Origin of the sequence: Streptomyces sp. NPDC002055 (genome assembly GCF_040296705.1) — a bacterium.
Lineage (GTDB): Bacteria > Actinomycetota > Actinomycetes > Streptomycetales > Streptomycetaceae > Streptomyces.
In genome coordinates, this window is record NZ_JBEOXS010000006.1 from 92871 (window position 1) to 105269 (window position 12399).

Annotated in this window: 12 protein-coding genes and 2 pseudogenes; 8 read left to right on the forward strand and 6 right to left on the reverse strand. The window is 71.6% G+C overall.

All coding sequences use genetic code 11. The features are described from left to right. Nucleotides 1-62: 62 nt before the first annotated feature. The 3 genes from ABT112_RS05005 (at nucleotide 63) to ABT112_RS05015 (ending at nucleotide 2894) form a co-directional block, all read left to right on the forward strand. Nucleotides 63-884, forward strand: a complete 822-nt coding sequence (locus ABT112_RS05005) for a methyltransferase domain-containing protein (protein WP_351505643.1) — start codon at nucleotides 63-65, stop codon at nucleotides 882-884. A gap of 121 nt (nucleotides 885-1005) precedes the next feature. Continuing rightward, a complete protein-coding gene (locus ABT112_RS05010; protein WP_351505645.1) occupies nucleotides 1006-2382 on the forward strand; it encodes a serine hydrolase domain-containing protein in 1377 nt (458 codons plus the stop codon). Between the two features lie 155 nt (nucleotides 2383-2537). After that, nucleotides 2538-2894: a VOC family protein gene (locus tag ABT112_RS05015; protein ID WP_351505647.1), complete on the forward strand. Its 357-nt coding sequence runs from the start codon at nucleotides 2538-2540 to the stop codon at nucleotides 2892-2894. Between the two features lie 78 nt (nucleotides 2895-2972). Here ABT112_RS05015 and ABT112_RS05020 read toward each other — a convergent pair whose 3' ends face one another. The 4 genes from ABT112_RS05020 to ABT112_RS05040 form a co-directional block, all read right to left on the reverse strand. Then, entirely contained in the window at nucleotides 2973-3890 is a 918-nt protein-coding gene (locus tag ABT112_RS05020) for an NADP-dependent oxidoreductase (protein ID WP_351505649.1), read from the reverse strand. Between the two features lie 351 nt (nucleotides 3891-4241). Beyond that, a complete protein-coding gene (locus tag ABT112_RS05025; RefSeq protein WP_351505651.1) occupies nucleotides 4242-6713 on the reverse strand; it encodes a DUF5107 domain-containing protein in 2472 nt (823 codons plus the stop codon). 462 nt (nucleotides 6714-7175) lie between these two features. Then, the gene (locus ABT112_RS05030) at nucleotides 7176-7694 is read right to left on the reverse strand and encodes a hypothetical protein (protein ID WP_351505652.1); all 519 of its coding nucleotides are present in this window, start codon (nucleotides 7692-7694) and stop codon (nucleotides 7176-7178) included. A gap of 590 nt (nucleotides 7695-8284) precedes the next feature. Further along, the gene (locus ABT112_RS05040; protein ID WP_351505654.1) at nucleotides 8285-8857 is read right to left on the reverse strand and encodes a MarR family winged helix-turn-helix transcriptional regulator; all 573 of its coding nucleotides are present in this window, start codon (nucleotides 8855-8857) and stop codon (nucleotides 8285-8287) included. Nucleotides 8858-8925: 68 nt separating this feature from the next. Between ABT112_RS05040 and ABT112_RS05045 the strand changes: the two genes are divergently transcribed. Together ABT112_RS05045 and ABT112_RS05050 are read left to right on the forward strand one after the other, a co-directional pair. Then, nucleotides 8926-9660, forward strand: a complete 735-nt coding sequence (locus tag ABT112_RS05045) for an SDR family NAD(P)-dependent oxidoreductase (RefSeq protein ID WP_351505656.1) — start codon at nucleotides 8926-8928, stop codon at nucleotides 9658-9660. A gap of 138 nt (nucleotides 9661-9798) precedes the next feature. After that, the gene (locus tag ABT112_RS05050; protein WP_351505658.1) at nucleotides 9799-10080 is read left to right on the forward strand and encodes a hypothetical protein; all 282 of its coding nucleotides are present in this window, start codon (nucleotides 9799-9801) and stop codon (nucleotides 10078-10080) included. 42 nt (nucleotides 10081-10122) lie between these two features. Here the strand turns inward: ABT112_RS05050 and ABT112_RS05055 are convergent, their stop codons facing one another. Further along, nucleotides 10123-10566, reverse strand: a complete 444-nt coding sequence (locus ABT112_RS05055) for a hypothetical protein (RefSeq protein WP_351505660.1) — start codon at nucleotides 10564-10566, stop codon at nucleotides 10123-10125. Between the two features lie 117 nt (nucleotides 10567-10683). Between ABT112_RS05055 and ABT112_RS05060 the strand changes: the two are divergent. Continuing rightward, a pseudogene (locus ABT112_RS05060) lies at nucleotides 10684-10874 on the forward strand (IS5/IS1182 family transposase); the annotation flags it as partial. Between the two features lie 36 nt (nucleotides 10875-10910). Here ABT112_RS05060 and ABT112_RS05065 read toward each other — a convergent pair. Beyond that, nucleotides 10911-11414 (reverse strand): DUF3885 domain-containing protein, encoded by a 504-nt coding sequence (locus ABT112_RS05065; protein WP_351505662.1) that lies wholly within the window; start codon nucleotides 11412-11414, stop codon nucleotides 10911-10913. A 595-nt stretch (nucleotides 11415-12009) separates the two neighbouring features. Between ABT112_RS05065 and ABT112_RS05070 the strand changes: the two genes are divergently transcribed. Together ABT112_RS05070 and ABT112_RS05075 are read left to right on the forward strand one after the other, a co-directional pair. Then, nucleotides 12010-12162 (forward strand): hypothetical protein, encoded by a 153-nt coding sequence (locus ABT112_RS05070; RefSeq protein WP_351505664.1) that lies wholly within the window; start codon nucleotides 12010-12012, stop codon nucleotides 12160-12162. A 38-nt stretch (nucleotides 12163-12200) separates the two neighbouring features. After that, nucleotides 12201-12360, forward strand: a pseudogene (locus ABT112_RS05075) (NF041680 family putative transposase); the annotation flags it as partial. Nucleotides 12361-12399: the final 39 nt, after the last annotated feature.

A 12399-nucleotide genomic window follows, 5' to 3' on the forward strand; every position in this document is an offset into this window, starting at 1 on the left:
ATGCGGGACGCGGTTCTAGGCTGCCCGTGACGCGCCCGACCCGCCGTCGAGAGGGGACCGCCATGTCCGAGAAGGCCGCCGTCTACACCCATGGACACCACGAGTCCGTGCTGCGCTCGCACCAGTGGCGCACCGCCGCCAACTCGGCCGCGTACCTCCTGGACGAGCTGCGGCCGGGCCGGTCCGTTCTCGACGTGGGCTGCGGGCCGGGCACCATCACCGCGGACCTGGCCGGACTGGTGGCCCCCGGCCGGGTGACCGCGGTCGACGCCGCCCCGGACATCCTCGGCCGGGCCCGCGCGACCGTCGCCGAACGCGGCCGGGCGAACGTCGAGTTCGCGGTCGCCGATGTGCACGCCCTGGGCTTCCCCGACGACTCGTTCGACGTGGTCCACGCCCACCAGGTGCTCCAGCACGTCGGCGATCCCGTGCAGGCTCTCCGGGAGATGCGCCGGGTGTGCCGCCCCGGGGGCGTGGTGGCCGTCCGCGACTCCGACTACGCGACGATGACGTGGCACCCCGCCGTTCCGGGCATGGACGACTGGCTGGAGCTGTACCGGCGGGTGGCGCGCGCCAACGGCGGTGAGCCGGACGCCGGACGGGTCCTGCGCTCCTGGGCCCACCGGGCCGGCTTCACCGATGTCACGGCCACCGCCTCCGCCTGGTGCTTCGCCACACCGGAGGAACGCGCCTGGTGGAGCGGCCTCTGGGCGGACCGGACGACCGCTTCGGACTACGCCCGGCGCGCGGTGGACGGCGGGCACGCCACCGAGGCGGAGCTGCACCGGATCGCCGCCGCGTGGCGGCAGTGGGGGCAGGCCGAGGACGGCTGGTTCGCCCTGCTCCACGGCGAACTGCTGTGCCGGGTGCCGCCGGGGCGTTGACCGGACGGGCGGGCCGCGCCCCGAAGGCCGCAGCAGGAACAACCCTCCACGCGCCCCCCGCGTCACTCGCGTTACGCGGCGGGCAGTGCGTCCGCCGCGGGTCGACGGGAGGAGCAGCACGATGCAGCGAGGCGGACGTACCGGCTTACTCAGCGCAGTGGTCGCAGCCGTGGTGGGGGCCACCGCGCTCGGCCCGGCCCACGCCACCACCGCACCGGACCGGTCCCGTGTGCCGGACCGAACCACCGCGCCGGACCGGGCCACCGCGCCGAACCGGGCCGATGCGCTGCGCCGGGACGACGCGCGCGACCGGGACAGTGCGCGCGAGCGGGGCGGTGCGACGGGCCGGGCCGGTGCGCGCGACCACGCCGCCACCCGTGCCGCGCTGCGCCGCGCGGTCGAGGCCGGGGGCCTGCCCGGCGTGGCGGCGGAGACCGGGGGCGGCAGGGGAGGCTGGTTCGGCTCGGCGGGGTTCGCGGACACCACGACCCAGCGGAAACGTTCATCCGCTGACCACTTCCGGGCGGCGAGCATCACCAAGCCCTTCATCGCGACGGTGCTGCTGCAACTGGAGGCGGAAGGGAAGCTGAGCCTGGACGACACCGTCGAGACCTGGCTGCCCGGCCTGGTGCACGGCAACGGCTACGACGGCAGCCGCATCACCCTGCGGCAGCTGCTCAACCACACCAGCGGACTGTTCAACTACACCGAGGACACCGCGTTCGTGGACAACGCGGCCGGCCCCGGCTTCCCGGAGCACCGGTACGACACCCACACCCCGGAGGAGCTGGTCTCCGTCGCGCTGCGGCACCCTCCGACGTCCGGGCCCGGCGGGAAGCCGCGGTACTCGAACACCAACTACATCCTGGCCGGCCTGGTCATCGAGAAGGTGACGGGCCGTTCCTACGCCGCGGAGGCCACCCGGCGCATCATCAAGCCGCTGAAGCTGCGCGGGACATCGTTCCCCGGCACGGGGGCGCGGATGCCGTCACCGCACCCGGTCGGCTACTCCCGGCTGCACAGCACCGCTCCCGACGCCCCGGTCCACGACGCCACCGAGCAGAACATGACCTGGCTGGGTGCCGCGGGCGACCTGATATCGACCACCGGGGACCTCAATCGCTTCCACCGGGCGCTGCTGCGCGGCACGTTGCTGCCGCCCGCCCAGCAACGGGCGATGTTCGACACCGTGGAGGCGGGCGGGACCGGCTACGGGCTCGGGGTGGAGACCGCCACACTGTCCTGTGGGGTGTCCGTGGTGGGGAAGTCCGGCCGCACCAACGGCTCGCTGTCCGCGATGGTCGGCACGGCGGACGGCAAGCGCCGGATGACGTTCAACATCAACGGTGACTGGCTGACCGACTCGGCGGTGTACTTCGACATCATCGAGGCGGAGTTCTGCGGCAAGGCACCCGGCCCGGCCGACGGTACCGGCGGGGAGGGGCGGCGCGCGCTGCCGTCGGCCGCTGTCAACGCCCTGGCCGATCAGCGCTTCTGACGACGTCCGGAGCCTGCCCCGGCCGTTCTCCGGGGCAGGCTCCGCGCCGTGTCGTCCGTCGCGCCCCCGGCGGCTGTTTCCGCCGTCGGTTCCTCCGGCACATGGCATTCCGGAACGGCTCCACGGGTCGCCGGGTGCCCCTTAAGCTCGTTCGTATGGAGATCTTGGGAACTTCGCTGCGGGTGTGCGTCGACGACCTGGAAGCCGCGGTCGGCGTCTACGAACGGCTGACGGGCGTCGAGGCACTCCGCTTCGAGCGCGCCGGTGTGTCCGTGGCGGCCGTGGGCGCCTTTCTGCTGATGAGCGGGCCGGAGAGCCAGCTGGAGGTGCTGCGCAAGGTCACCGCCACCATCGCCGTGAAGGACGTGGACGAGGCACACGCGGTGCTGAGCGAGGTGGGCGCCCAGATCATCGCGGGCCCGCTGGACACCCCGGTCGGCCGCAACCTGCTGGCCCGCCACCCCGACGGCTCGGTCTTCGAGTACGTCGACCGCGGCGGAGCCGCGGGTTGACGACACCTCAGGACGCACTGCGGGGGCTGACAACACGTCAGCCCCCGCAGTCCCGGGCCGCCGGGACGGTCCCGACCGTCAGGAGACGGTGAGGACGACCTTCCCGCGCGTGCGGCCCTCCTGACTGATCCGGAACGCCTCGGCGGCCTCGGCCAGCGGAAGCTCCTTGTCGACATGGACGGTCAGCTTCCCGGCGTCGGCGAGCTCAGCCAGCGCGGTGAGGTCGGCCGTGTCCGGGCGGACGAAGACATAGCGTCCGCCCACGGCGGCCACCTGGAAGTCGGCGATGGAGACGATGCGCTCCGGCGACCCGGTGACCTCCTGCGACTGGGCGACCGCGGCGCCGCCGACGAAGTCGAGGGCGGCGTCCACCCCGTCCGGCGCCAGCGCGCGCACCCGGCCCGGCAGCCCGTCGCCGTAGGTGACCGGCTCCGCTCCCAGGGAACGCAGGAAGTCGTGGTTCCGCTCGCTGGCCGTACCGATCACGCGGGCGCCCCACGCCACGGCGATCTGCACGGCGAGGGACCCCACACCACCGGCGGCGGCGTGCACCAGGACGGTGTCGCCCTTGCCGACGCCGGCGGCGCGCAGCGACTGGTAGGCGGTGAGCCCCGCCAGCGGCAGGCCCGCGGCCTGGGCCCAGCTCAGCGAGGCCGGCTTATGGGCGAGGGTGCGCACCGGGGCGGTGACCAGCTCGGCGTACGTCCCCTGTTGCACATGGTCCTGGCGGTTGTAGCCGATCACCTCGTCGCCCGGGGCGAATTCGGTGACCGCGGGCCCGACCTGCTCCACCACACCGGCCACGTCCCAGCCCGGGACGAAGGGGAAGTGGCAGTAGAGCACCTGGTCCAGGTATCCGGCGGCGACCTTCCAGTCCACCGGGTTGACCCCGGCGGCCCTGGTGCGGATCAGTACCGAGTCCGGACCGACCTTGGGCTCGGGCTCCTCGGTGAGCTGCGGCTTCTCTCCGTATGCGTTGATCGTGACTGCCTTCATGTCCGGGAGCACAGCGGACCGGAGGCGATCATTCCCCCCTGGGCGGAACGGTCCGCTTTCCCGGGCGAGCGGAACGGTCCGCTTTCCCGGGCGCGGCCGGGGCTGCTCTCCCCGGGGTACGAGCCGCCCCGCCTCCGTCCGGGTCCCCTCCCGGGCGCGGTCCGCCCCGCGCCCGGCCGGGGCTGCTCTGCCCGGGCACGGTCCGTCCGGGCACGGCCCCTCCTCCCTGGGCGCAGTCCGCCCTCCCCAGGCGGCCCGTCTTCCGGACCGGCGTTCCGGACCGGCGTTCCGGAAGACGTCTCCGGCCCGGCGCCGGGGGCGTCACCGGGCCGGGGCCGTATCCCGTCGCCGTCACTCCCGGGGGCGCATGCGGTAGTCGTACCGCTCGGGCAGCGGGTGTTCGGCGCGGGCCCGGGACCGGACCTCCTCGGTCACCACGGCGCCCCCGGACACGAGCTGTTCGGCGACGGCGTACCAGGTGTCCTCCAGCGTCTCCTCGCCCTCCCGGAGGTCGGGGATCTCGAAGCCGTCGTCGAAGACGGCCCGGGCGGCCCGCACGTCCCCCTCGGCCAGCAGGATCCGCGCCCGCAGCAGCCGGAACCGCCCCCGGTCCCGGATCTCCGGGGCCAGCGCGTCGAGGAGGGCGCGGGCATCCGGCGCGCGGCCGACGGCGAGCAGGGCCTCGACGGCCTCCCGCCCGAGCGCGGCCAGCGCCGCCTCCGGCACCGGCACCGGCACCGGCACCGGATCTGCGGCCGGTCCCGAATCCGTGGCCGGTCCCGAATCCGTAGTCGGTCCCGAATCCGTGGTCGGTCCCGGATCTGCGTTCGATCCCGGACCCATGGTCCGGCCCGGGCCCGCGGTCGATCCCGGATCCGTCGTCGATCCCGCCGCCCGCGCTGCCGGGACCGGTGCGCGGCGCTCCGCGGCCGGCCGGACCGGACCGGTCCCCTCCGTTCCGTCGGCCGGGCCCGGCGCTGTCAGGAGCGCCGCGTCCTCCGGCCAGAAGCCGCCCTGTCGTCCCGATACCGCACGGCCCCGCGCCCGGCTCCGCGGCCCGGGCGGCCCGGCAGGAGCGCCGGCGCGTACGGCCGGACCGGGCCGGGCGGCGGGTTCCGCGTGCCGCTCCCCCGGGTCCGTCCCGTCGTCCGGTGCAGCGAGCGCGAGCCGTACGGCGTGCAGCCAGCGGTCGGCCGCCCGTTCCGGATCCCCGGATTCCTGGGCCGCCACCGCCAGACAGCGCAGCGTCCAGGGGCTCCGGGCGGCGTGCAGCGAGCGTTCCCAGCTGCGCGCCGCCTGCGCCCGGTCGCCCGCGTGCCACTGGGCCACCCCCAGGTGGTAGTCGACCGCCGCGCTCGGCGTGGCCTCCTCCAGGAGGTCGCGCCAGGCCGGTGCGACCAGCGAGGGCCCGGGGTCGGCCGACGGCCCCCGGGCCGGCATGCCGCCGGTGCGCAGCAGCTCCGTCCACGGCCGCTGCTCCGCGCCCAGCGTGGACGGTTCGAACGGGGTGCCCGGCAACGCGTAGCCGGCGCGCGCCACTTCGAGCGCGCCCCAGCCGGACCCCGTGGCCAGCCGCTCCCCCGGCTCGTGGTCGGCGCGGGCCAGCCAGGCGGCGTGGGCGGCGTCGACCTCGGCGCGCGGCAGCGCGGCCTCCAGGCTCGCCGCCGCGGCGGTGCGGGCCGCACCCCAGTCGGTGCCGTGCACCGCCGCCGGGTCCGCGGACAGCGGACCGTACGCCTCCAGCCAGGCGAACTCCGAGTGGGCGTCGAGCCGGACGTGTTCCAGCTGGGTGCGGGCGAGCCCGGCCTGGATCTCGGCGTAGCCGCCGGTTCCGGGTTCGGTCAGCCACCGCTGCCGGCGCCGTCCGCCGCGGCCGGTGCCCCAGAGGAAGAGCTTGCGGCCGCGCAGCAGATCGGTCGAGGTCTGGACCAGCCCGTGTCCGTCGTCGTCCAGGGCCGCGATCCAGCGCCGGGCACCGTCCGGTACGTCGTAGAAGTAGTCGGCCGGGTACGCGCCGCGCAGCGGGTAGGTGCGGTCGGTGCCCTGCCACTCGGGGACCGGTACGCGGCGCAGGCTGCGCTCGTAGCCGAAGTGCCAGGCCTCCTCGGCGGGGGCGAGCACTCGGCGGCCGGTGCCACCGGAATCGGGTTCGCCCTCCGGAACGGCGGTGTTGGACCACCAGTAGACGGGCACCGGGCGGTCGTGCGGGTTCCGGATACGGACGCCCACGAACAGGAAGTCCGACCCCTCGGGCAGCCACAGGTCGATCTGGAACGGGGTGTCGCGCAGCCGCTCCCACTCCCAGAGCCGCAGCATCTCGCCGCCGGGCTCGGCGCCCGGCCTGTCGGGGGCGGGCACCCGGGCCGCGTGCAGCGGGGCGCAGGAGAGGGTGGTGTGGCCGGTGGCGCCGATGTTCCATTCGATGCCGCCGGAGAACCAGGCGCCGTTGAGGGCGAAGGCGGCGGGCTGGAAGACCGGGTTGCGGTAGAGGAGTTCGCGCCCGGTGGGCTTGTGCAGCAGGGAGTGGATCCGGCCGCCGAGACCCGGCAGGACGGTGGCCCGCAGCCGGTCGTTCTCGATGACGATCGCGTCGAGGTGGACGGGTCCGCGGCCGCGGCCGTAGCCGTCGCGCAACCGCACGGGCAGCACCGACTCGAGGGCGCCGTAGCCCGCCCGACGGGCCATCCCGGCGGGCAGCGCGGCGCGTTCCCGCTCGCCGACGCGGTGGAGGCCGGCCGGCGGCCGCAGGGCGGGCAGAGGGTTCTCGGGCCCGAGGGGCACACCGGGCAGGGTCAGTACGGTCCGTCGCACGGTCGTGGGCACGGCAACCTCGCTCCCTGGTACGGGCCGCCGCCTCTCCGGCGCCCCGATGACCATGGAACACGCTCCTGAGCCGGCTGAACAGGCCCGCCCCTGGTCAGGGTTGTGCAAAGGGCCGTCCGGGGGCGGGCCCAGGCTGTGGGTCAGTGGAGCGCCGTGTGGAGGTGGCCGTTCCCCGGCCGGTCCCGGCTATTGTGCTGCTGGCCCCGTACCTTCCAGCCCGCCGCGCCACACGATGGGCCCTCAAGAACACCCTGCCGAGGCCCGGACAGGCATAGCCCGTTCGCGGCAACACGACGGAGGTGCGCTGGGTACGAGCTGCTGCGCAACGACGCGGCGAGGTCCGTTTCGGCAGGCCCGCCGTCTTCGAAGGCGACGTCCTGCCAGTGCCGCGCCCACTGCTGCACGGCTCTCAAGCTTCGTGGCCGTGGCTCACGCAAGGTCGCTTCAGCCCGTGGCGCGCTATCAGCTGAGCCCGGTATCGGAGCCGTTGCGGCCGTCGCTATCGAGCGTCACACTGCCGTACTCCCCGTCGGCCACCCACTCCACCTTGAGGGAAAATCGGACATTCCCGGGGTGGAGCCGGAGATTCAGTTGCTTGGGCTCGTCGGCAGAGACAGTAAAGGGGAAGTCCGTGCTGTCAGGTTCAGCCTTTTGGGCCGCCGGCACGAGAATTGCGGGATCTTTCGTGAGGTCTGCATTGAAGATGGGCTTATGTGCGGTATCGGAGCACTGGCCGGGACTGTCCCCTGCCCCTTCCTCCGGGAGAGGTGGCCCAGGTAGGACGTCGACCTCAACTCCCGTGACCACGATGGCCTGATCGGTTTTTGCCTGGAGTGTGAGCGGAAGCGTGACGGTGTCGCAGGGGCGAGCAGCCGGCGCGTAGGCCGTCAGGCCCGGTGGACCTGAGAATTTCTCCCAAGCCCATCCCCACAACCCTTGCACAGCCCAGAACGCGATCGCCCCGATCAGGGGCAGGACCACGAGAGCCGACCACTGTGACCGATCCCGGAAGGTGGATAACAACGGCGCCTGTGGCTGTGCCCTATGCCCTGTACCGGGCTGCTGTTCGTTCCTTGCAGCACTGGCAGGCTGTGGCATCGATGTGTTCAAGTCCTCGGGCAATATTCGCCTCCCTTCCGTCCTAACGTATCGCCTCAAGGAACCCGCACGCCTGCGACAATGAGGTTCTGCTGGTCGAGCAGCTGGACGCCCAGCTGATTGAGACCGTGGCACTAACCCCCAATCCGGACAGACTGTGCATCCCAGGAAGTCAGCCCGGAGCGCACGGACCATCCGTAGCCGGCTTACAGACCCGGGCAATCAGCAAGCGTTCCAGGAAGGCAACGTTCGTCGGGAGAGGCGCAGAGGGCCGGCACCTCGGCCCCTATCGCCCCAGCGCTCCACCCCCGCTTCCTCCAGGGCGTCGATGAGGTTGTGGGTTCGCGCGGCTTTGATGTCGTGGACTGCGCGGGGCAGCGGGCGATGCCCGCAGCCCCCCTGCCGGATCGGCGAGCCAGACACCACCCTCCACACCCAACTCCCCCCACTCAGTCAGGTTGAAAAACCCTCCTTCAGTCGCGCTCTGCCGTCTCTCCCACCTGACTCAACCCTGCGTCGTTCAGGAGCCGTTGAACATCCTGCAGCAGAACGCGTAGGAGTTCCGCGAGTTGGTTCTGCTGCTCGGTGCTGAGTCCCGTCAGCAGGTCGGCTTCGCGGGTGAGGACCTGGTCGACCGTGGACTCGACCAGTGCGTGCCCCTGCTCCGTCAGTTCGACCAGGACGGAGCGGCGGCGGCCCTGGCCGGGGCGGCGGGTGACCAGGCCCTCACGTTCGGCGCGGGCTACGCGTTGGGAGATGGCTCCCGCCGTGATGAGCGAACGGGCTGCCAGTTCGCGGGTGGTGAGTGCGTACGGCTCGCCCGAGCGCCGCAGCACGCTGAGCAGGTCGAGGGTGGCGGTGTCCACACCCGCGTCGGCGAGTACGCGGCGGCGGTCGTCGCCGAAGAGCTTGGCCAGCCGCCACAGCGGGGTGACGATGCCGATGGAGGAGACGGGTGTGCCGGGGCGCTCGCGTTCCCACGCCGCGGCGATCTCTGCCACGGGGTAGCCGGAGACGTGCTCCATCCGATGGTGATCGCTTGCCATGGCCTCTCCTGTCAGTGTTATGTTCAGGTCTAAATTTAGCTCTGAACGACTTCTGTGGAGGGCACTGTATGACACGGGACGTCCTGGTCACCGGCGGCTCGACCGGCATTGGACTCGCTGTCGCGCGGCACTTCGCCGACAACGGGGACAAGGTCGTCATCACGGGGCGGCGGGAAGCGCCGCTCAGGGCGGCGGCCGAGGAGATCGGTGCACGGGCGGTGGTCTGTGACCACAGCGATCCAGGGGCGGTGGCCCGACTGTTGCCGGAGCTGCCCGGACAACTCGACGTTCTGGTGAACAATGCCGGAGGCCAGCGGGACTTCGACGCACCGGAGTCGGACGACGAGGGTCTCAGCGCCCTGGAACGGTTCGCCCGCGACTTCCGCGCGAACCTGGACGCGAACCTGCTGAGCGCGGCCCTGACCACCGAGGCCGTCCGGGACCGGCTCGCTGAGGGCAGCGCGGTCATCAGCATCGGGTCGATCGCGGCGGACAAAGGTGCCGGGGCCTACGGCGCCGCGAAGGCGGGGCTCGCTTCCTGGAACCTCGACGTGGCACGGCAGCTGGGGCCGGGTGACATCACGGCGAACATCGTCTCGCCGGGCTACATCGCCGACACCGAGTTCTTCCGCGACAAGCTCACGCCCGAGAGGCGGGACCAACTGATCGCCTCCACCGCGCTGAGCCGCCCGGGCGCGCCGGCCGACATCGCCGGCGCTGTGGGTTTCCTCGCCTCTCCAGCTGCCCGCGACATCACGGCGCAGGTGCTCAACGTCAATGGTGGTGAGTACGGCACCCGGTGAGAGGGCAGGAGCGGCGGGGCCGTTGTGAAGCACCGCTCACGCGGTGCTTCACGGCAATCGGCGTACTGGGTGCAGCCGTACGGAAGACGGTGGGCGATCTCGGCCTGCCAGGACACCGGGGTGCCGTAGCCGGCCCCGGTGAGCGCGGCGGCGGTCCCGGCCATCGCCGCCGCGCGGACGGGCGGCATCGGCCTGGTCTCCGCCGCGGCCGTGGACAGCGCCGAGGTCGACGGAACCCGCACCAGGGTTCCGGCAGACCAAGGAGGACGGCTACTGGTCCAGCCGCGAGCGCCCCAAGAGCCCCGGCTGGACCGAGAGACCGAGGACGACCAGGCCCGCGTGAAGGAACTGCGCCACCGGAAGCTGGGACTCACCGAGACCGTGCTCACCCATGACTTGCAGAAGCCTGTCGGCTCCTGAATCGCGAAGAGTCTGGGCTTACCCCTTGAAGTCGCCGCGGCTTCATGCTGGCCAGAACTGCACCAGGAAGTGTTCCACCCTCACGGGGACCTCCTCCTGGGCGAGGTCCCGTACCTGTTCCTGTCCGGTGACGTAGGCCCGTGTCCGCCACAGCTTGCCTGCCGCACCCAGTTCCACCACCGGTTCGTTGGGACCGCCATACGACCACACCGACACCTTCCCCGACCGGCAGAACCACTCCGTCTCCGCGCTCGCCTCCCAGTCCCGCCCGTCCTGCGGCGGAGCCTCGTCCCAAACCTCAGCGGTGAAGGCGGCGCGGTGTGTATGGCCGCCGCTCCTGAAGATGAGCCGTCCCACCCGAGACTCCAGGAGCGCCGTCCCGGGCTCAGGGCTCTCGCCGAACTCCTCCTCATCCGCGTCCTCCGCCCACAAGGCGTAGAACTCGACATGCGCCTCGACTTCTCGACGACTCAGCATGGGCATCACGTGTCCTCCTGAGAGTTGGCCAGCACCCCACAACCAAACATTTCGGGGGCAATTCCACGTCAGCAACATGTACGGTCCGGTCGGCGGTGCGCGCCCCCTGCCCCGTCAGTGCGGCACAGCCACCGCATCGTCCGCAAGGGCGGAGTCCTCACGTCGACTCGGCCGCCACCGTTGGGTGGTCGGGAAGACGGTGTCCTGGTTGGCCGGCTGCTGTCGGTCCACCGCCGCTACGAGCGTGAGGCCGAGCACTTCTCGTCTTCGTCGGCATCGCGGCAGGGCTTATCTGCTTCCGCCGGCTGATGGCCTGAATCAGGCACGGTGGGCGGGCGTGTCATCCGGGGCTGTCAGAGACCTGACGGATGACTGGAGAGCCAGTTGGTATGCCGATCGCGCGTGCGGTCCCGTTCCTGCGGTGTGGTGAGGAAGACGTCGGCGCCACCGTCGTAGGGGTGGTGTATGCGCCGCATCCGAGTGTCGGTGATGAGGACTCCCGCCACCCTGTCGTCGGCGATGTCACGGAGCAACTCGTCGATGCAGCCACGTTGCCAAGGTCGGCGGGCGGCGAAGAGGTGACAGTAGGTGCGGAACTCCGGCTCTGGATCGTCCTCCACCAGCAGGCTCTGCCAGTAGCCGGCGTCGGGTTGGAACGGGGGGACCTCGGCTTCACTCGCCCAGTGGGGAGTGATCACGTATACGTCCGTGCCAGCGAACAACTCGTCGAGGACGGTGTTGTAACGAGCCAGGACGACGGCGTACTCGCTCTCATTCTCTGCGTACCGCTTCGACTCCGGCAGGCTGTGAAAGCGCACCCAAACATCTCGATACGGGTCACGAAGCTTGTAGCCCACCGGAGGGCAGTGGGGCCATCGCTGCTGCCACAGCTCTGTCAAAGCCGTCTGCCCATCTCCAGACACCTGCTGCACTCACCCTCTCGTGTATGACCCGTATCGACGACAATGATGCCCGGCACCCACTCGTCAAGAGAAGCGACTTCTTTGGCTTGCGTGGCAGCTTCTGAAAGCGACCGCGTCCCAGGCGATGTCCTCGGCACCTTGACCGTTTCCATGCTGATGGTCGACAGCGGCACCTTTCGGCGTACCGGAGAATTCGAGCACGCCGATCGGTACCCACCTGTTCTGCGAGGTTCGTTGCTGCGCCACGCGAAACTTGGTGCCCTTGCCTGTGTCGATCAAGTACTTCGCTCGGCGAGTTTGGGCACCGTGGTCCGGCATCTGCACCCTGCCCCGTGCCCGGCCGTTGATCTACTGCCCCAGCTACCAGGTACTGGTGGCTTTCCGGGACGGTGCCCGCGCACCGTCCGCGCGCTCCGCCGGGCCCGCCCCAGCGCGGGGTCTCCCGCTCCCCTGGCCGGTCTGGTGCGCGCCCGTAACCTTCTCGTCCAAGCCAGGGTCACGGCGGCAGCCGTGCAAGGCTGGGGGCGAGGTGGCGGCGCGCTTCAGCGAGCAGGTGCCGACGATGGAGTTGGCCGCCGCCATTCATCAGAAACACTATCGCGGTAGCGTCGACGGCGACCAAGGCGACGTCGCCGCGGCGGCCGGCCGAAGCGCGACAGTTGCGGCGGGCACGCTCAAGTAGCAAGTTCGTTCATGTGGTTGGGCAGCGGTCCTCGGCATTCCCACGCGCCGTGCTCGGCGGACCGGCTGTTCTGCACGTCAACGGGCGGACGAAGTCCGCCTCGCAGGTCATCCCGGGCTGGCGCCCTACTCCTTCGTCGCAGTCCTGGAGCCCGGCGCCACATCGTGGACCGGGATCCTGGACGTGGTCCGGCTCGGGCGGCCCGGTGGGGTGGGTCCGGTCGGTGGCAAGCCTGGC